The 17,245-nt window shown below is 60.7% G+C and carries 20 protein-coding genes; 13 read left to right on the plus strand and 7 right to left on the minus strand.

Annotated elements, in window-relative coordinates; all coding sequences use genetic code 11:
* Positions 1-7: 7 nt before the first annotated feature.
* Genes flhA through fliE form a run of 7 tightly spaced genes read right to left on the minus strand, consistent with a single transcriptional unit; the run spans position 8 to position 6,555 of the window.
* The gene (gene flhA, locus GM298_RS02275; protein ID WP_262746223.1) at positions 8-2,101 is read right to left on the minus strand and encodes a flagellar biosynthesis protein FlhA; all 2,094 of its coding nucleotides are present in this window, start codon (positions 2,099-2,101) and stop codon (positions 8-10) included.
* Positions 2,101-3,246 (minus strand): flagellar biosynthesis protein FlhB, encoded by a 1,146-nt coding sequence (gene flhB / locus GM298_RS02280; protein WP_266153507.1) that lies wholly within the window; start codon positions 3,244-3,246, stop codon positions 2,101-2,103. The genes flhA and flhB overlap by 1 nt, the downstream gene beginning before the upstream one ends.
* Positions 3,247-3,264: 18 nt before the next feature.
* Positions 3,265-3,903, minus strand: coding sequence for a protein phosphatase CheZ (cheZ, locus tag GM298_RS02285; protein ID WP_025758664.1), 639 nt, complete (start codon positions 3,901-3,903; stop codon positions 3,265-3,267).
* Between the two features lie 5 nt (positions 3,904-3,908).
* Positions 3,909-4,295: a chemotaxis response regulator CheY gene (cheY, locus tag GM298_RS02290; RefSeq protein WP_059385156.1), complete on the minus strand. Its 387-nt coding sequence runs from the start codon at positions 4,293-4,295 to the stop codon at positions 3,909-3,911.
* Entirely contained in the window at positions 4,285-5,364 is a 1,080-nt protein-coding gene (locus GM298_RS02295; protein WP_088244278.1) for a protein-glutamate methylesterase/protein-glutamine glutaminase, read from the minus strand. The genes cheY and GM298_RS02295 overlap by 11 nt, the downstream gene beginning before the upstream one ends.
* Positions 5,361-6,215 carry a CheR family methyltransferase gene (locus GM298_RS02300; protein ID WP_266153508.1) on the minus strand — a complete coding sequence of 285 codons (855 nt, stop codon included), beginning with the start codon at positions 6,213-6,215 and terminating at the stop codon, positions 5,361-5,363. Before GM298_RS02300 ends, GM298_RS02295 begins: the two co-directional genes overlap by 4 nt.
* Before the next feature lie 16 nt (positions 6,216-6,231).
* Positions 6,232-6,555, minus strand: coding sequence for a flagellar hook-basal body complex protein FliE (fliE, locus tag GM298_RS02305; RefSeq protein WP_025758657.1), 324 nt, complete (start codon positions 6,553-6,555; stop codon positions 6,232-6,234).
* A 264-nt stretch (positions 6,556-6,819) separates the two neighbouring features.
* Between fliE and fliF the strand changes: the two genes are divergently transcribed.
* From fliF to fliR, 13 genes are all read left to right on the plus strand, one after another.
* Positions 6,820-8,502, plus strand: a complete 1,683-nt coding sequence (gene fliF / locus GM298_RS02310; protein ID WP_259566620.1) for a flagellar basal-body MS-ring/collar protein FliF — start codon at positions 6,820-6,822, stop codon at positions 8,500-8,502.
* Positions 8,499-9,485, plus strand: coding sequence for a flagellar motor switch protein FliG (gene fliG / locus GM298_RS02315; protein ID WP_025758655.1), 987 nt, complete (start codon positions 8,499-8,501; stop codon positions 9,483-9,485). The genes fliF and fliG overlap by 4 nt, the downstream gene beginning before the upstream one ends.
* On the plus strand, positions 9,472-10,176 hold the full coding sequence (locus GM298_RS02320; RefSeq protein ID WP_088244276.1) for a flagellar assembly protein FliH: 705 nt from the start codon (positions 9,472-9,474) through the stop codon (positions 10,174-10,176). The genes fliG and GM298_RS02320 overlap by 14 nt, the downstream gene beginning before the upstream one ends.
* Positions 10,173-11,537 carry a flagellar protein export ATPase FliI gene (fliI, locus tag GM298_RS02325; RefSeq protein WP_025758653.1) on the plus strand — a complete coding sequence of 455 codons (1,365 nt, stop codon included), beginning with the start codon at positions 10,173-10,175 and terminating at the stop codon, positions 11,535-11,537. The genes GM298_RS02320 and fliI overlap by 4 nt, the downstream gene beginning before the upstream one ends.
* Before the next feature lie 12 nt (positions 11,538-11,549).
* On the plus strand, positions 11,550-11,999 hold the full coding sequence (fliJ, locus tag GM298_RS02330; RefSeq protein WP_032672560.1) for a flagellar export protein FliJ: 450 nt from the start codon (positions 11,550-11,552) through the stop codon (positions 11,997-11,999).
* Complete coding sequence (locus tag GM298_RS02335; RefSeq protein WP_266153509.1) at positions 11,996-13,066, plus strand: flagellar hook-length control protein FliK; 1,071 nt, start codon at positions 11,996-11,998, stop codon at positions 13,064-13,066. Before fliJ ends, GM298_RS02335 begins: the two co-directional genes overlap by 4 nt.
* Before the next feature lie 129 nt (positions 13,067-13,195).
* Positions 13,196-13,702, plus strand: a complete 507-nt coding sequence (locus tag GM298_RS02340) for a flagellar basal body-associated FliL family protein (protein ID WP_025758649.1) — start codon at positions 13,196-13,198, stop codon at positions 13,700-13,702.
* A gap of 5 nt (positions 13,703-13,707) precedes the next feature.
* Complete coding sequence (gene fliM / locus GM298_RS02345) at positions 13,708-14,700, plus strand: flagellar motor switch protein FliM (protein ID WP_025758648.1); 993 nt, start codon at positions 13,708-13,710, stop codon at positions 14,698-14,700.
* A 7-nt stretch (positions 14,701-14,707) separates the two neighbouring features.
* Positions 14,708-15,091: a flagellar motor switch protein FliN gene (gene fliN, locus GM298_RS02350; protein WP_025758647.1), complete on the plus strand. Its 384-nt coding sequence runs from the start codon at positions 14,708-14,710 to the stop codon at positions 15,089-15,091.
* Positions 15,091-15,462, plus strand: a complete 372-nt coding sequence (fliO, locus tag GM298_RS02355) for a flagellar biosynthetic protein FliO (RefSeq protein WP_266153510.1) — start codon at positions 15,091-15,093, stop codon at positions 15,460-15,462. The genes fliN and fliO overlap by 1 nt, the downstream gene beginning before the upstream one ends.
* 26 nt (positions 15,463-15,488) lie before the next feature.
* Positions 15,489-16,187, plus strand: coding sequence for a flagellar type III secretion system pore protein FliP (fliP, locus tag GM298_RS02360; RefSeq protein ID WP_050597151.1), 699 nt, complete (start codon positions 15,489-15,491; stop codon positions 16,185-16,187).
* Positions 16,188-16,196: 9 nt separating this feature from the next.
* Positions 16,197-16,466 (plus strand): flagellar biosynthesis protein FliQ, encoded by a 270-nt coding sequence (fliQ, locus tag GM298_RS02365; protein WP_025758644.1) that lies wholly within the window; start codon positions 16,197-16,199, stop codon positions 16,464-16,466.
* Entirely contained in the window at positions 16,466-17,245 is a 780-nt protein-coding gene (fliR, locus tag GM298_RS02370) for a flagellar biosynthetic protein FliR (protein ID WP_266153512.1), read from the plus strand. The genes fliQ and fliR overlap by 1 nt, the downstream gene beginning before the upstream one ends.

The raw sequence follows: 17,245 nt of genomic DNA on the forward strand, positions 1-17,245 counted from the left end.
CATCGCGTCATCCTTTACCCCCAATCAGATAGGTCATCCGCACGTTGCGCTGGGTATTAATCTCCTGGCTCGAAAGTACCGCCAGCTGCGGGAAGATGCGGCGCAGGTAGCGCGACAGCATCAGGCGCAGGGCCGGGTTCACCAGCAGCACCGGCGGCGCGCCTAAGCCTTCCTGATGCTGCAGCGCCTGTTCGGTCTGCTTCATCAGGTTTTCGGCAATGCCTGGCTCAATCGCGCTGCCGCTCTGGGTCGCCTGGACCAGCAACTGCTCCAGGGAGAGATCCAGACCAATCAGCTGAATATCGTCCTCACCCGGGAACCACTGCTGGGTGATCGCCCTGGAAAGACGCGCCCGCACGCGGGTGGTCAGCTCATCGGCATCGCTCTGGGCGGTAGCAAACTCCGCCAGCGTATCGATGATGGTGCGCATATCGCGGATCGGCACGCGCTCGGCCAGCAGGTTCTGCAGCACCTTGTGCAGCGTGGTCAGGCTGATGACCGCCGGAATGAGATCCTCCACCAGTTTCGGTGAATGTTTGGTGATCTGGTCGAGCAGTTGCTGCGCCTCCTGACGGCCAAACAGCTCCTCGGTATGGGTGGTAATCAGATGGTTGAGGTGCGTTGCCACCACCGAACTCGGGTCAACCACCGTGTAGCCCAGCGTCTGCGCCAGTTCGCGATGCACTTCGTCAATCCACAGGGCCGGCAGGCCAAAAGTCGGCTCGGTGCACGGGGTACCGGGAACTTCGCCCTCTGCGCAGCCAGGGTTGATCGCCATCCAGCGATCCGGCTGCACGTCGCCTGAACCAATGGTGACCCCTTTAAGCAGAATGCGGTAGTGCGTCGGAGCCAGATCCAGGTTGTCACGAATATGCACGGCAGGGGGGAGGAAGCCCATCTGTTGGGCGAACTTCTTGCGAATGCCGCGCACGCGGGTCAGCAGCTGGCCCTGCTGCTCGTGATCCACCATCGGGATCAGGCGATAGCCCACTTCCAGACCCAGGGTATCTTCCATTTGTACGTCAGACCATGTGGCTTCGTGCACCTGCGCCACCTCGGCTTCTGCCGCGTCGGCGTCAGCCTGCGCGCCAGCGGTTTTTTTCGCGTCGCCTTCACGGCCGCGCAGCCACCAGGCGACGCCCAGCAGCGTGGCGGTAAACAGCAGGAAGACGAAGTTCGGCATGCCAGGGATCAACCCCAGCAGACCAATCACGCCCGCCGCCAGCACAATCACGCGCGGAGAGGTGAACAGCTGGCCCACCATCTGCTCGCCCACATCCTGATCGTTGGCCACGCGGGTTACGACCACACCGGCCGCGGTGGAGATCACCAGGCCCGGGATCTGCGCCACCAGGCCATCACCGATGGTCAGCAGGGTGTAGGTTTCACCGGCCACGCTGGCGGACATGTCGTGCTGCATCACGCCGATCACCAGACCGCCAATAATGTTGATCGCCATAATCAGCAGCCCGGCGATGGCATCACCGCGCACAAACTTGCTCGCACCGTCCATCGAGCCGTAGAAGTCCGCCTCCTGCGTCACCTCTTTACGGCGGCGTTTGGCTTCCTCTTCGCCGATCAGGCCAGCATTCAGATCCGCGTCAATCGCCATCTGCTTGCCCGGCATCCCGTCGAGGGAGAAGCGTGCGCCCACTTCCGCAATACGTCCGGCACCCTTGGTGATCACCATAAAGTTAATGATGATCAGGATGATGAACACGATGATACCGATGGCGAAGTTGCCGCCCACCAGGAAGTGGCCGAACGCTTCCACCACCTGACCCGCCGCTTCAGAGCCGGTATGGCCATTCATCAGGATCACGCGCGTGGAGGCGACGTTAAGCGCCAGCCGCAGCAGGGTGGAGAACAGCAGCACCGTCGGGAACGCCGAAAACTCCAGCGTGTTCTGGGTAAACATGGCGACCAGCAGGATCATGATCGACAGCACGATGTTGAAGGTAAACAGCAGATCCAGCACGAAGGTCGGCAGCGGCAGGATCATCATCGCCAGGATGGTCATAATCAGTACCGGCCCGGCCAGCACCTGCCACTGGGTTTCCTTCATGTTGGGTAATCGTAATTTGGTGGCGATATTGGCCATCACTCTCTACTCTCTTGTGCAAAATCCATTCCCGCCGGAACGGGAAGATCTTTAGGTGTCAGCGGACGTAAGCCATAGCCCTTACGCCAGCGCTTCAGGCCATAAACCCAGGCCAGGACTTCCGCCACCGCGCTATAGAGCTCGGCGGGAACCGGTGTGCCGGGGTCACAATGGCGATACAGGGCACGCGCCAGCGGCGGCGCCTCAAGCATGGGAACCCGGTTCTCTTCGGCCAGTTCGCGGATGCGCAGGGCAATCAGCCCGCTACCGCTGGCCACCACCATCGGCGCCCCCATGGCGCCTTCCTGGTACTTCAGGGCCACCGAATAGTGGGTCGGGTTATTCACCACCACGTCGGCGGTGGGAACATCGGTCATCATTCGCTGCTGCGCCATCTGACGCTGCAGCTGGCGGATGCGACTTTTAATCAGCGGGTCGCCTTCCTGATTTTTGAATTCGTCTTTGATTTCCTTCAGGCTCATGCGCAGCTTCTTGAAGTTGCTCCAGAGCTGGTACACCACGTCGAACGCCACCATCGGGATCAGCGATAAGATAATGACCAGCATGCAGCCCATCAGCAGGGCGCTGATATCACCCAGCGCCAGGCGCAGTGGTTCATACATCAGGCTGATAAATTTCCCTTTGTTGAACCACAGGAACAGCCCGCCACCGATGCCCGCCAGCGTCACCTTGAGAAAGCTCTTGACCATTTCCGACACCATCTGCGCGGAAAACAGACGCTTGATGCCGCTGATCGGGTTAAGCTTTTTGACGTTGAATTTGAGGGCTTTGGCGCTCATATTCAGGCCGCCAATCAGCGACGGCGTGGCAACGGCGGTAAGAAACAGCCCGCCGACGAACGGCAGCAGGGCCAGAAACGCCATCCCCAGCAGCGATCCGGCGTGATGCAGCATCTGCTGCGGGTCGCTGACTAACAGCCGGTCAAACGTCAGACCGTTATGCAGCAGTTGCTGCAGCTGTTTTGCCAGCCAGCCGCCCGCCACCAGCAGTAACCCCCAGCCTGCCAGCAGCATCAGGAGGCTCGTCAGCTCGCGCGATCGGGGAACCTGTCCCTCCTCGCGCGCTTTTTGCTTTCGGTGGGGTGTGGGGTCTTCGGTTTTTTCGCTGTCGTTTTGTTCTGACATGACATTCGCCCGGCGGGATTAGAAGCCGAGTGACTCCAGCAGATCGTCCACCTGCTCCTGAGACGCCACTATGCCCTCGGCGCGGGTGTCGATCTGCGGACCGTTCTTCAGGTGCGCGTCACCGGTAGCGGCGCTGGCGTCGCGTTCACTCATGTTTTCCACCAGCACGCTGATCAGCTCCTTCTCCACGGTTTCGATAACGTGCATCAGGCTTTGCAGCACCTGGCCGGTGAGATCCTGGAAGTCCTGCGCCATCATGATTTCGGTCAGCTGGCGGTTGGTCTGCTGGGTCTTTTCCGGCACGTCGTGCAGGAAGGCGCGGGTGGCTTTGACCAGCTCGCGGGCATCGTCCAGCGGCTGCGGATTGGCAAACCACGCATCCCAGCGGGCGCTCAGCGCGGTGGCGCTATCGCTCAGCCCTTCCTGCAGCGGGCGCGCCACCTCGACGCTGGTCAGCGCCCGGTCGGCGGCCTGGGAGGTCTTACCCACCACATAATTCAGGCGGTCGCGGGTGTTCGGAAACGCGTCCGCGACTTCCATAATCGCCTGTTCCAGACCAAGGTTGGCCATGCTGTCGCGCAGCAGACGGGTCAACTGGCCGATGCGAACGAAAATCTCAGTGGCGTTATCCGCCTGCATGTTTAACGGGGAGTTCATAAGGGTTACCCGAGTTTTTCAAAGATTTTGCCGAGCTTCTCTTCCAGCGTGGCAGCGGTGAACGGTTTAACGATGTAACCATTGGCGCCCGCCTGAGCCGCGGCGATGATGTTCTCTTTCTTCGCTTCTGCGGTCACCATCAGGACCGGCAGTTTTGCCATCGCCGCATCGCTGCGGATGGTTTTCAGCAGTTCCAGTCCGTCGACATTCGGCATGTTCCAGTCGCTGACCACGAAATCGAAGTCGCTGGCGCGCAGCTTGTTGAGTGCGTCCTGGCCGTCTTCGGCCTCGTCAATGTGCTTGTAGCCCAGATCCTGCAGCAGGTTTCGTACGATGCGTCGCATGGTGGCGAAGTCGTCCACCACCAGAAAACGCAAATTTTTATCCGACATGGGGGGTATCTCCTGAACGTCGTGAGTCGGTATGGGATGATTTATGTTTATGGAAACTGTCCAGTAAGCACTGGCTGATATCGTCGAGGTCGACGACCTTTTTCGCCGCGCCCAGCGCAATCGCTTCCCGCGGCATGCCGAACACCACGCAGGTGGCTTCGCTCTGCGCGAGGGTAAAGGCGCCGGTCTGGCGCAGGTGCAGCAGGCCGCGCGCGCCGTCCGCGCCCATGCCGGTCAGCAGGGCGGCGCTGGCGTGTTTGCTGGCCTGACGCGCCACGGAGTCAAACAGCACATCCACCGACGGACGATGACGGTTCACCGGCGGGGCATCGCTGAGCCTGATCCGGTAGCCGTTGTCCTGGCAGATGACCTCCATATGACGATCGCCTGGGGCAATCAGGGCGGTACCTGGCCGCACCGGCTCGCCATCCTGCGCTTCACGCACGGCAATCTGGCACAGCGAGTCGAGTCGCTGGGCGAAAGAGTGGGTAAAACCGGCAGGCATATGCTGGGCAATCACAATCCCCGGCGTGCTGACCGGCAGCGGCATCAGCACCCGGCGCAGCGCCTCCGTGCCGCCCGTGGAGGCACCAATGGCGATAAGGCTCTGCTGACGTACGGGAATACCGGCGAGCACCGGCCTTGCCTCGGGGGCGTGCTGGGCCAGCTTCGCGCGGGCCGCGACGCGGATCTTCTCCACCACCAGCTGGCCCCAGCTGTCGATATTCTCTGCACCCCGGTGCTCGGGCTTGGGCAGAAAATCCACCGCGCCGCGCTCAAGCGCGGTCAGGGTGGCTGTCGACCCACGGGTGGTCAGGGAGGAGACCATAATCACCGGCATCGGGCGCAGGCGCATCAGGCGGGAGAGAAACTCCAGCCCGTCCATCCGCGGCATGTCGATATCCAGCGTCAGCACGTCCGGGTTGAGCTGTTTGATCAGCTCGCGGGCGATAAACGCGTCCGGTGCCGTACCGACCATTTCCATATCCGGCTGCTGATTGACCACCGCGCTGAGCATGTTTCGCATCAGCGCGGAATCATCGACCGCCAGCACACGAATCGCCTTCACCGTGTGGCCTCCGTCAGTTCATACACCGACTGCCCCCGCAGGCGCAGCGGAATATGTGCGTGGTTAAAGTGTTCCGAATGGCCGACAAACAGCAGGCCACCCGGCTTAAGCAGACGCGCAAAGCGCTGCAGCAGGCGCTGCTGCGTTGGCGCGTCGAAATAGATCATCACGTTGCGGCAGAAAATGGCGTCGAACGGCCCGGGAACGGGCCACTTTTCATCGAGTAAATTCAGCTGCTGATAGTGGATGGCCGACAGCAGTTCCCGTCTGGCTTTCACCCATTCGCTGTTATCGCCTGCGCCCCGCAGAAAGTAGTGGCGCTTCTGCGCCAGCGTCAGGGCGTCCAGATCGCTCAGTCGGTACACGCCCGCTTCCGCTTTTGCCAGCACCTCGGTGTCGATATCCGACGCCCAGATGCGCGGCCCGGCCACCGACGCGCCAAGCTGCTCATTCAGCGTCATGGCGATAGAGCAGGGCTCTTCCCCCGTTGAGGCGGCGGTACACCAGACGCGATAGCCATTCGCGCGCTGCCGGGCATGTTCCGCGAGGATCGGGAAGTGATAGGCCTCGCGGAAAAAGGAGGTCAGGTTGGTGGTCAGCGCGTTGATAAAGTTCTGCCATTCCGGGTGCTCTGCGTGCGACTCCAGAAGGGCGATATACTCGCTGAACGTGGCCAGTCCCAGCGTGCGCACGCGACGAGAGAGACGATTGAAAATCATCTCTCGCTTTTGCGCGTTGACGACAATGCCGGCGCGCTTATAGATTAATTTCCCGACACGCTGTAATTCGCTGTCAGTCAGAGAAAGCGTATTCAGGGATAAGCGTGCAGGCGTGCTGTTAATTTCACTCATAGAATGGGATCAGACCTTACACCGGGGTATTCATTATTTCCTGATACGCGCTGATCATCTTATTTCGCGCCTGCATACCGAAGCTGAATGAAATAGAGGATTTCTGCATCGCCAGCATCACGTCATTCAGGGCAATATCGCTACTGCCTGACATCCACTGCTCTGTTTTGCTCTTTGCCTCAACCTGCGTTTTATTTATTTCGTTAATGCTGTTAAATAAAACGTCAGAAAAAGAGGGCGCGTCGCCGCGCGAGGTCTGCAGCCGGTTAGAGGGGCCGCTGACCTGCTGCGCCTGGGTCTGAATTTGATCGAGTACGCCACGCATTAATGTCGCTGACATTTTTCAGTTCCTGATAAATGGGATAAAAACCACTGCTTATTGCACATCTTTTAAACGTCGACAGCTTAACACGCGTTTAAAAACCTCAGAAAATCCAATAAGCCGACAGAACTTTGAGCTTATTTATCCTTAAAAAAAACGCCTTTCAGACGATAATGCCCACCTGAAAAATTCTTATATTTTTGAAATCGTCGACATCACTCTCGCGAATTTCGTGAGCTGACGCGCATCGCTGATGCGTGCTATTTCATACAGGAATACGGCATGAGTGCCACACTAAATGAGTTAACCAACAATCCGGCAGAGCGAATTAAATCGATACTGTCCTCACTTCGCGGCAGCCCGAAGCTTTTGCTGGTGATATGCGGCGCTGCGGCGCTTTCCGTCATCATCGCGTTAATGTTCTGGGCAAAAGAGCCGGACTACCGGGTGTTGTTCAGCAATATCAGTGATGAAGAGGGGGGCGCGATTGTCGCCCAGCTGTCACAGCTCAATGTGCCTTACCGGATCGATACGCCGGGAGGCGTCATTATGGTGCCGGCATCCCAGGTGCATGAGGTGCGCATGAAGCTGGCCCAGCAGGGGCTGCCGAAGGGTGGCTCGGTGGGCTTTGAGCTGCTCGATCAGGAGAAGTTTGGCGTCAGCCAGTTCACCGAGCAGGTGAACTACCAGCGCGCACTCGAAGGCGAGCTGGCGCGCACCATCGAAAATCTCGGCCCGATCCAGAGCGCGCGCGTGCATCTGGCCACGCCGAAGCCGTCGATGTTTGTCCGCGAACAGAAAAAACCGACCGCTTCGGTCACCGTTAACCTGCTGCAGGGCCGGACCCTCGATGACAGCCAGGTGGTGGCGATCACCCATCTGATCTCCAGCGCGGTGACCGGGCTGGCCGCAGAGAGCGTGACCATTGTCGACCAGCGCGGCAATCTGCTGACCCAGAGCGGGCTGCGCGGCTTGCAGACGGCGCACCTGAAATACACCAATGAAATTGAGAGCGACTACCAGCAGCGCATTCAGCGCATTCTCGCCCCGCTGGTGGGGGATGAAAACATCCGCGCCCAGGTGACCGCGCAGATGGATTTCACCGAGCAGGAGCAGACCCTGGAGCAGTACCAGCCGAACAGCGACCCGGAAAAAATGGCGATCCGCAGCCGTCAGGCCAGCCTCTCGGAGCAGGGCAACCGCCGTGGCGCGAGCGGCGTACCCGGCGCGTTGAGCAACACGCCACCGGCACCGGCCACCGCGCCGCTGACCCAGCCGCTTAACACGCCGGCGGATGACAAAAAAGAGAAAACCACCGGCAGCAGCGCCAGCCGTGAAACGGCGCAGCCGTATAACAACCGCAGTGATGAGACCACCAACTTTGAGGTGGATCGCACCCTGACCCATACCAAATCCAATGCCGGACGCATTCAGCGTCTGTCGGTCGCGGTGGTGATTAACCACCTGCCGCAGGGGGAAGAGGGCAAGCCGGGCCCGATCGGCGAGGCGGAGCTGGCGCGCATTAACGCCCTCGTGAAAGAGGCCATCGGCTACAACGCCGCGCGCGGCGACAGCGTCAACATTCTGAATTCCGCCTTTAACGGCGTGGTGGAGACACCGGTACCGCCGTTCTGGAAGCAGGATCGCTTCTACGCGCTGCTGATGGCTATCGCCCGTTATCTGGTCATTGCCATTATCGCCTGGATCATGTGGCGCAAACTGGTGCAGCCGGCCTGGCTCCGCCACCAGGAGACCACGATCCGTCGCCTGGAGATGGAGAAAGAGGCCCGGGAAGAAGAGATTGCCGCGAAAAAACGCGCCGCCGAGAAGCACTCTCGCGAACGTGCGCAGCAGCGGGTGGATACGGAGCTTAACAGTCAGCAGCTGCGTGAGCTGGCAGAGCAGGAGCCGCGCGTTATCGCTCTGGTGATCCGCCAGTGGATGAGTAAGGAGCCAAAACAATGAATGCCTCAGAAAAAAGCGCCATCGTCATGCTGACGCTGGGAGATGTCCTGGCTGCCGAGGTGTTTAAACACCTCAATGCCCACGAGGTAAAGCAGATCAGTGGTTCGATGGTCAACATGGCGGGCTTTACCCACGATCAGATGGCGAGCGTACTGGAGGAGTTTAAGAAAGACTCCAGCGAATATGCGGCGCTCAGCCTCAACACCAACGATTATCTGCGTAGCGTGCTGGTCAAGGCGCTGGGCGAAGAGCGTGCCTCCTCGCTGCTGGAAGATCTGCTGGATACCCATCAGGGTACCAACGGTATCGAAACGCTCAACTTTATGGATCCGCAGGCGGTGTTCGATCTTATCCGCGAAGAGCACCCGCAGATCATCGCCACCATCCTGGTACACCTCAAGCGTAACCAGGCGGCGGACGTGCTGGGCAAATTCGACGATCGCGAACGTAACGACATTATGCTGCGTATCGCTACCTTTGGCGGCGTACAGCCTGCCGCGCTGCAGGAGCTGACGGAAGTGCTGAACAACCTGCTGCACGGTCAGAACCTCAAGCGCAGCAAGATGGGCGGCGTCCGTCCGGCGGCCGAGATCCTCAACCTGATGAAATCCCAGCAGGAGGAGGCGGCCATCGAGGCGGTGCGCGAGTTCGACGGCGAACTGGCGCAGAAGATCATCGACGAGATGTTCCTGTTCGAAAACCTGGTGGATGTGGAAGACAGAAGTATTCAGCGTCTGCTGCAGGAGATCGAGAGCGATACGCTGATTGTGGCACTGAAAGGGGCCGACGAGCCGCTGCGCATGAAGTTCTTCCGCAATATGTCGCGCCGTCAGGCCGAGCTGATGGCCGACGATCTGGCCTCCCGTGGCCCGGTGCGTCTGTCGCAGGTGGAAGCCGAACAGAAGACTATTCTCAACGTGGTGCGTCGCCTGGCCGAGTCTGGCGAGATCCTGATTGGAGGCAGCGACGATGCCTACATTTGATGAACACAACGCCACCGGGTGGCGGGCCTGGCAGCCTGAAAACCTGCTGGGCGAGCCGCTGGACACCCCGCTGCCAACGATGGACAACACCCAGTCTGAGGCGCAGCTGAAGGCCGAACTGGCGCGCCTGCGCAAGCAGGCGGAGCAGCAGGGATTTGCTCAGGGGCAGCAGCAGGGCCTGGAAGAGGGGCGCAAGCAGGGCTACGAGGCCGGGCTGAAAGAGGGCCACGACGCCGGGTTTGCCCAGGGCGTAGAGCAGGCCCGCGTGGAGCAGCAGGCGCTGCTGCGCGAGGCCGAAGTCTGGGTCAGCAACTTTAAGCTGGCGCTGGAGAACCTCGAAGGGCTGGTCCCCGCGCGTCTGGTGCAGCTGTCGCTCACCGCGGTCCAGCAGCTTTACGGCACTGCCCGCGTGACGGACAACCAGGCGCTGAACGCGCAGATCCGCAGCCTGATGCAGCAGGATGCCCTGCTGCACGGCACCATCCAGCTGTATGTCAGCCCGGACGCGTTTGCGCCAGTGCAGGCGGCACTGGGCGAAACGCTTACCGCGATGGGCTGGGAGTTGCACCGCGACGCCAGCCTGGCCGCCGGGGGCTGCCGGATTGTCTCCCCGGACGTTGAGGTGGACGCCAGCATGGAAACCCGCTGGCAGGCGCTCTGCCAGCTGGCACGCGAGGAGCTCTCGCAATGAGCCAGCAGCTAAAAAAGTGGCTCTCCGCCCTCGACCGGGTGGAGGAGAAACTCACGCAGGTGCCCGATTTTCGCCAGTACGGCAAGCTGACGCGCGCCACCGGGCTGGTGATGGAGGCCGTAGGGCTGAAGCTGCCCATCGGTGCCCTGTGCATCGTTGAGCGCCAGACGGAGCAGGGCATTATCCCCGTCGAGAGCGAGGTGGTGGGCTTTAACGGCCAGACGCTGTTTCTGATGCCGCTGGAGCATGTCGACGGCATTCTGCCGGGGGCGCGCATTTACGCACTGCAAAGCGACAGCCACGCCGGTAAACAGCTTCCCGTTGGCCCGCATCTGCTGGGGCGCGTGCTGGATGCCCAGGGTCGTCCGCTGGATGGCCGTCCCGCGCCGGGAAAACCGGCGGCCGGGCTTTTTACCCCGACGCTTAACCCGCTGCACCGCGACCCGATCAAAACCGTGCTTGACGTTGGCGTGCGTGCCATCAACGGCCTGCTGACGGTGGGCCGCGGACAGCGTATGGGCCTGTTCGCCGGTTCCGGCGTCGGGAAAAGCGTGCTGCTCGGCATGATGGCCCGCTTTACCAACGCTGACGTCATCGTGGTGGGGCTGATTGGCGAGCGTGGCCGCGAGGTAAAAGATTTTATTGAGAATATCCTCGGCGAGGAGGGGCTGGCCCGGGCGGTGGTTGTCGCCGCCCCGGCCGACGTCTCGCCGATTTTACGTATGCAGGGCGCCGTCTACGCCACCCGCATCGCGGAGGATTTCCGCGAGCGCGGCCTCAACGTGCTGCTGATCATGGACTCCCTGACCCGCTACGCCATGGCGCAGCGTGAGGTGGCGCTGGCGATTGGCGAACCGCCGGCCACCAAAGGCTATCCGCCGTCGGTCTTTGCCCGCCTGCCTGCCCTGGTTGAGCGCACCGGTAACGGCGTGAAAGGGGGCGGCTCGATCACCGCGTTTTATACGGTGCTGACGGAAGGGGACGACCAGCAGGATCCGATTGCTGACTCCGCGCGCGCGATCCTCGACGGCCACATTGTGCTGTCGCGTCGTCTGGCCGAGGCGGGGCACTACCCGGCTATCGATATCGAAGCCTCGATCAGCCGCGCCATGACCGAGCTGATCCCGCATGCCCAGTACCGCCGGGTGCAGCGTTTCAAACAGCTGCTCTCCGCGTACCAGCGTAACCGCGATCTGGTCAGCGTGGGGGCGTACGTCAAAGGGAGTGACGCGATGCTGGACCAGGCCATCGACAAATACCCGTCGCTGGAGGCGTTCCTCCACCAGGCGATTCATGAGCGCAGCGGCTATGACGACGCCGTTCGCGCCCTGTCCGGGCTCTTCCCGGACATCAAAGACTAATCCGGAGGCGCGATGAAGGTAAAAAACCCCATGACGCTGCTGCGCGATATGGCCGAAGAGACGCTGACGGAGACCACCCGCGCGCTGGGCGGCGCGCAGCAGCAGCTTCAGCAGGCGCTCACCCAGCACGAACAGCTGCAGCACTACGAGCAGGAGTACCAGCAGTCCCTGCGTCAGGGGATGATGGGTGGCGGCATGTCGGTGGCGGATCTGGTGAACCATCAGTCGTTTATTTTATCGCTGAAGCAGGTCGTCAAGCAGCAGGAAGGCCACGTTAACGCCTGTGAACAGGCGGTCGACAAGGTGAAGCAGAACTGGGTGCAAAACAAGCAGCGTCTGAACGCCTTTGAAACCCTGATTGCCCGCCGGGAGACGGCGCAGGCGCTGGTTCAAAGCCGACACGAACAGAAGCTGATGGATGAATTTGCCCAGCGTGCCGGACAAAAGAGAGAAAGGCTATGAACATTGATATTGCCACCCTGCTGTTGGGCAGCGGGGCACCGGGCAAACCGAAGGCCGGGCTGCTCGCTGACGAGAACTTCAGCCTGGCGCTGGATGACAAGCTGGCCGAGCTGGCGCAGCTTTTCCCGGGCCTTGACCCGCAGATGCTGGCCGCGCTGCCGGAGGCCGCCTTACCCGCCGGATTACTGCCGGGCAAGCTAGCTGACGACGCAGCTGTCCTTGATGACGAGGGGAGGCCGCTGACGGCGATGCCCGCGCTGGCAGAGGCGTTGCAGGGCATCGCGCTGACCGACGGTGAAGGGGACGAGAGCCCCCAGTGGCAGCTGCAGCAGCTGGTGACCCGCAGCGTCACCGGGGAGGTACCGGTGAAAGGCGTACCGGGCGAAAAAAACGCGACGCCGGAGGGCAAAACCGCAGCACCGTTGATGATGAGCGGGGATAAAACCCCACTGGCCGCTGCCGCCCCACTGGCCGCTGCCGCGCCGCTGGCGGCGACGTCGGCAACGCCCGCACCGGTTAGCAGCGAGGCGCTGGTCACCACCGAGATGCCCGCGACGCCAACGGTAAACGCCGTGGCGCTGCCTGCCGCCGTACGCACCAGCGTCGCCCATGCCCCGCAGCAGGTGGTCACCGTTAACCATCCGCCGGAAACGCCGGAGTGGAAACAGTCGGTCAGCCAGCATATCGCGGTCTTTAGCCGCAACGGGCTGCACAGCGCGGAGATCCGTCTGCACCCGGAAGAGCTGGGGTCGCTGCAGATCTCCCTGCGCGTGCAGCAGGATCAGGCGCAGATCCATATCGTCAGCGAGCATGCGCACATTCGCCACGTCATGGAGCAGGCAATGCCGCAGCTGCGCGCCGCGATGGCGGAATCCGGCATTCAGCTGGGTCAGTCCAGCGTCAGCGCGGAAGGGCAGTCGTTTGCCGCCGGTGAGCAGGGCGAACGCGCCGCAGGCGACGAGCATGCCGCGCAGGAGGCGGAAGAACACGCGCCGGAGGAGGAGAGTGTACCCACGTTATTAACCACCACTCCCGGAAATATCTACGGAATTAATACCTTTGCCTGAAGTGGCGAATTAGCTTCAGGAATGAAATTTTATCGCCTGATTATCAGGATGATTAAATGGACTACAATGTCCGCCATATTGACACGAGGGTAGCACGCTGCCCTCTCTTATTTATCAGGTGTACGTTCAATGAGTAATAAAAATAAAAAGGTCGCCAGTGGCGGAGGGTCTCGCTCGCTTCTGATGATGTTCATGTTTTTGACTGCCGTTGCGGCGTGCGGCGTTTCCGGCTACCTGTTCTGGGAGATGAAGTTTGCCAAACCGGCAACCGTTATCGCAGAAGGCGGCGTCGACATTGCGCCTGCGGTGGTTCCGGTTGAACCGCTTTACGCCTCAATGAATACCTTCACCGTCAGCCTGAAGCCGACGGCGAACGAATCGGATCGTGTGCTCTATCTGGGGCTTTCTATTCGTCTGGCCGATCAGCAGTCGCTCACCGTCCTGGAAAAATATTTGCCGGAATATCGCAGCCGCTTATTTATGTTGCTCACTCACCAGACCTATGAGGAATTATCGTCGGATGAGGGGAAACGTCGCCTGATGAGTAATATTCAGCGCGAGCTGACGAAACCGCTGGCATTTAACCAGTCCATTCGCGTCACTGACGTGCTTATTAACGAATTTATTCTGCGGTAATTATTATGGCTGACAGCTTTTTATCTCAGGATGAGATCGACCGTTTGCTCAATGCCGATGTGGAGAGCAACAGCGATCGTCAGAACAATGGGGCAGACCCGGGGGTTAAACCCTACGATCCGCATACCCAGCGCCGGGTGATCCGCGAACGTCTGCATTCGCTGGAGATCATTAACGAACGTTTTGCCCGTCAGTTCCGCATGGGGCTGTTTAACCTGCTGCGCCGTAGCCCGGATATTACGGCGGGGAACATTAAGATCCAGCCGTATCACGAGTTTGCCCGCAACCTGCCGGTGCCGACAAACCTGAACCTGCTGCACCTTAACCCGCTGCGCGGCACCTCGCTGATGGCCTTCTCGCCGGGGCTGGTGTTTATGGCCGTGGATAACCTGTTCGGCGGCGACGGGCGTTTCCCGACCAAAGCCGACGGCCGCGAGTTTACGCCCACCGAGCAGCGCGTGATCCACCGCATGCTGTCGATGGCGCGCGAGGCGTACGAGTTCGCCTGGAGTTCGATCTACAAAATCAAAACGGAGTACATCCGCTCCGAAATCCAGGTGAAGTTCACCAACATCACCTCGTCGCCGAACGACGTGGTGGTGACCACGCCGTTTTCGGTGGAGATCGGTTCGCACCGCGGGGAGTTCAACATCTGTATTCCCTTCAGCACCATCGAGCCGCTGCGCGAGCTGCTGAGTAACCCGCCAATGGACAACTCCCGTCATGAGGACTCCCACTGGCGCGGCCTGCTGGCAAGCCAGATGCGGGAAACCGAGCTGGAGCTCACGGCGCGTTTCGCCGATATCGGCACCCGTCTGTCCCGCGTGATGCAGATGAAAAAAGGCGACATCATCGCGCTGGATAAGCAGGAGTTTATCGAGGCCAGCGTCGGCGGCGTACCGGTCTTCACGGCCCGCTACGGTGCCGTTAACAATCAATATGCCCTGAAGGTCGAGCAGATGATTCAGCCTTCATTACTTTCATTAAACAAGGAGTAATTTCCCCATGAGCGATATGAACACCTCATCGGGTTCTGACGATCAGTCCATCGATAATCTTTGGGGTGAGGCAATGACCGAACAGCACGCGGCGGGAATGACCGACTCCATGGCGTCATCACCATTTTCTGACGAGATGAACCTGATCCTCGATATCCCGGTAAAAATGACCGTGGAGCTGGGACGCACCAAAATGACCATCAAGGAGCTGCTGCGCTTAAGCCAGGGCTCAGTGGTGGCGCTGGACGGTCTGGCGGGGGAGCCGCTGGATATCCTGATCAACGGTTACCTGATTGCGCAGGGGGAAGTGGTAGTAGTGTCCGATAAATTCGGTATCCGCATCACGGACATCATTACCCCGTCCGAGCGCATGCATCGTCTGAGCCGCTGATGAACGCCACCGATTCCCTTCCGGCTACCGGGTCCATACTGATGACGGTCAGCGGCGCGCTGGCGTTGATCCTCCTGCTGCTGGTGGTGCTGACCTGGGCCGCCCGCCGCAGCGGGCTGGCGCGTCGGCTCAACGACGCCCAGGGCAACATGACCCTGGTGGCGACCCAGTCGCTGGGGCCGCGCGAGCGCCTGGTGCTGGTTGACGTTGGCGACCAGCGTCTGGTGCTGGGGGTTACCGCCTCGCAGATTACCTGCCTCGCCACCCAGCCGCGTCCGGAAAACGCCCCGCAGGCCAGTGCGCCCGCGGCGACGTTCCCGCTGATGCTGGAGAAGCTGCGTCAGAAATACCGTCCGGGAGGTGAACAGTGAATCGCCTGCTGCTGGCATTCGCCCTGATGCTGCCTGCCGCCGGTGCGCTGGCGGCCAACGGGGATATCACCCTCGGCCAGCCCTCCGGAGAAGGGGGCTGGACGCTGCCGGTGCAAACCCTGCTGCTGCTGAGCGGCTTTACCTTTATTCCCGCGGTCCTGCTGATGATGACCGGGTTTACCCGCATCATCATTGTGCTGGGGCTGCTGCGTAACGCGCTGGGTACGCCCACCGCGCCACCCAACCAGGTGCTGGTGGGGCTGTCGCTGTTTTTGACCTTCTTTGTGATGTCGCCGGTGTTCAGCCAGATCTACGAAAAAGCCTGGCAGCCGCTGCAGGAAAACAAAATCACCATGGAAGTGGCCCTGACGGAAGGGGTGAAGCCGCTGCGCGCGTTCATGCTCGACCAGACCCGCGAAAGCGATCTGGCAATGTTTGCCCGTATCGCGAAAACGCCGGACGTTGCCACGCCGCAGGAGGTGCCGCTCAGCATTCTGATCCCGGCGTTTATCACCAGCGAGCTGAAAACCGCGTTCCAGATCGGCTTTACCATTTTTATCCCGTTCCTGATCATCGATCTGGTGGTGGCGAGCATTCTGATGGCGCTGGGGATGATGATGGTGCCGCCGACCACCATTGCCCTGCCGTTCAAGCTGATGCTGTTCGTGCTGGTGGATGGCTGGCAGCTGCTGGTGGGTTCGCTGGCCCAGAGCTTTTACAGTTAGGAGAGCCCCATGACCCCCGAAAGCGTAATGGTGATCGGCATGCAGGCCATCAAGGTCGGGCTGATGATCTCTGCCCCGCTGCTGGTGGCCGCCCTGGTCACCGGTCTGATTATCAGTATTTTGCAGGCCGCCACGCAGGTCAACGAAATGACCATGACCTTCATCCCGAAAATCCTGATGATTGTCGGCGTCGCGGTGGCGCTGGGCCCGTGGATGATGAAAATCTTTATTGAATATACCCGCGCGGTGTTCGCCAGCATCCCGTATGTGATCGGCTGATGGCCTTTGGACTTCCCCTCGACCAGCTCTACGGGCTGGTCAGCCACTACTTTTTCATTATGGTGCGTATTGCGGCGCTGCTGCACGTTGCGCCGGTCTTCAGCGAGAAGGCCGTCAGTGCCCGACTGCGCGCCGGTCTGGCGCTGCTGACGGCGATCCTCATCGGCGGAACGCTGCCCGACGCCGGGGTAGGGCTCTACTCCTGGGAAGGGATTTGGGTGCTGGCGAAACAGGTGATTATCGGTGCGGCGATGGGGCTGACGCTGCAGCTGCTGTTCGCCGCCGTGCGCATGTCCGGTGAAATCATCGGCATGCAGATGGGGCTGTCGTTTGCCACCTTCTTTGACCCCGGCGCCGGGAACAGCCCGGTGATCTCGCGTTTTCTCAACCTGCTGGTGATGCTGCTGTTTCTCGCTTTTAACGGCCATCTCTGGCTGCTGGCGCTGCTGGCTGACACCTTCCAGACCCTGCCGGTTGACGCCACGCCGCTGCATGCGGGCGGGTTTATCTATCTGGTCACCCACGCGGGGCTGATCTTCAGTCAGGGGCTGATGCTGGGGCTGCCGGTGATTGCCCTGCTGCTGTGCATCAACTTTATCCTCGGGCTGTTAAACCGTCTGACGCCGCAGCTCTCCATCTTCGTGATTGGCTTCCCGCTGACGCTGACCTTCGGCATGCTGGCGCTGTTCCTGATTGCCGAAACGCTGGCCCCGTTCTTTGAGCGCCTGATGGCCACCGGCTTTGACCTGCTGGCCGGGCTGATTCAGGCGCTGGTGTAG

This window comes from Enterobacter sp. HSTU-ASh6 (assembly GCF_026319105.1).
GTDB lineage: Bacteria > Pseudomonadota > Gammaproteobacteria > Enterobacterales > Enterobacteriaceae > Enterobacter > Enterobacter sichuanensis.

Excerpts from the sequence above, each read along its gene's own strand:
- flhA (WP_262746223.1), bottom strand. The coding sequence starts at position 2,101 with ATGGCCAATATCGCCACCAAATTACGATTACCCAACATGAAGGAAACC.
- flhB (WP_266153507.1), bottom strand. The coding sequence starts at position 3,246 with ATGTCAGAACAAAACGACAGCGAAAAAACCGAAGACCCCACACCCCAC.
- cheZ (WP_025758664.1), bottom strand. The coding sequence starts at position 3,903 with ATGAACTCCCCGTTAAACATGCAGGCGGATAACGCCACTGAGATTTTC.
- cheY (WP_059385156.1), bottom strand. The coding sequence starts at position 4,295 with ATGTCGGATAAAAATTTGCGTTTTCTGGTGGTGGACGACTTCGCCACC.
- GM298_RS02300 (WP_266153508.1), bottom strand. The coding sequence starts at position 6,215 with ATGAGTGAAATTAACAGCACGCCTGCACGCTTATCCCTGAATACGCTT.
- fliE (WP_025758657.1), bottom strand. The coding sequence starts at position 6,555 with ATGTCAGCGACATTAATGCGTGGCGTACTCGATCAAATTCAGACCCAG.
- fliF (WP_259566620.1), top strand. The coding sequence starts at position 6,820 with ATGAGTGCCACACTAAATGAGTTAACCAACAATCCGGCAGAGCGAATT.
- fliG (WP_025758655.1), top strand. The coding sequence starts at position 8,499 with ATGAATGCCTCAGAAAAAAGCGCCATCGTCATGCTGACGCTGGGAGAT.
- GM298_RS02320 (WP_088244276.1), top strand. The coding sequence starts at position 9,472 with ATGCCTACATTTGATGAACACAACGCCACCGGGTGGCGGGCCTGGCAG.
- fliI (WP_025758653.1), top strand. The coding sequence starts at position 10,173 with ATGAGCCAGCAGCTAAAAAAGTGGCTCTCCGCCCTCGACCGGGTGGAG.
- fliJ (WP_032672560.1), top strand. The coding sequence starts at position 11,550 with ATGAAGGTAAAAAACCCCATGACGCTGCTGCGCGATATGGCCGAAGAG.
- GM298_RS02335 (WP_266153509.1), top strand. The coding sequence starts at position 11,996 with ATGAACATTGATATTGCCACCCTGCTGTTGGGCAGCGGGGCACCGGGC.
- GM298_RS02340 (WP_025758649.1), top strand. The coding sequence starts at position 13,196 with ATGAGTAATAAAAATAAAAAGGTCGCCAGTGGCGGAGGGTCTCGCTCG.
- fliM (WP_025758648.1), top strand. The coding sequence starts at position 13,708 with ATGGCTGACAGCTTTTTATCTCAGGATGAGATCGACCGTTTGCTCAAT.
- fliN (WP_025758647.1), top strand. The coding sequence starts at position 14,708 with ATGAGCGATATGAACACCTCATCGGGTTCTGACGATCAGTCCATCGAT.
- fliO (WP_266153510.1), top strand. The coding sequence starts at position 15,091 with ATGAACGCCACCGATTCCCTTCCGGCTACCGGGTCCATACTGATGACG.
- fliP (WP_050597151.1), top strand. The coding sequence starts at position 15,489 with ATGCTGCCTGCCGCCGGTGCGCTGGCGGCCAACGGGGATATCACCCTC.
- fliQ (WP_025758644.1), top strand. The coding sequence starts at position 16,197 with ATGACCCCCGAAAGCGTAATGGTGATCGGCATGCAGGCCATCAAGGTC.
- fliR (WP_266153512.1), top strand. The coding sequence starts at position 16,466 with ATGGCCTTTGGACTTCCCCTCGACCAGCTCTACGGGCTGGTCAGCCAC.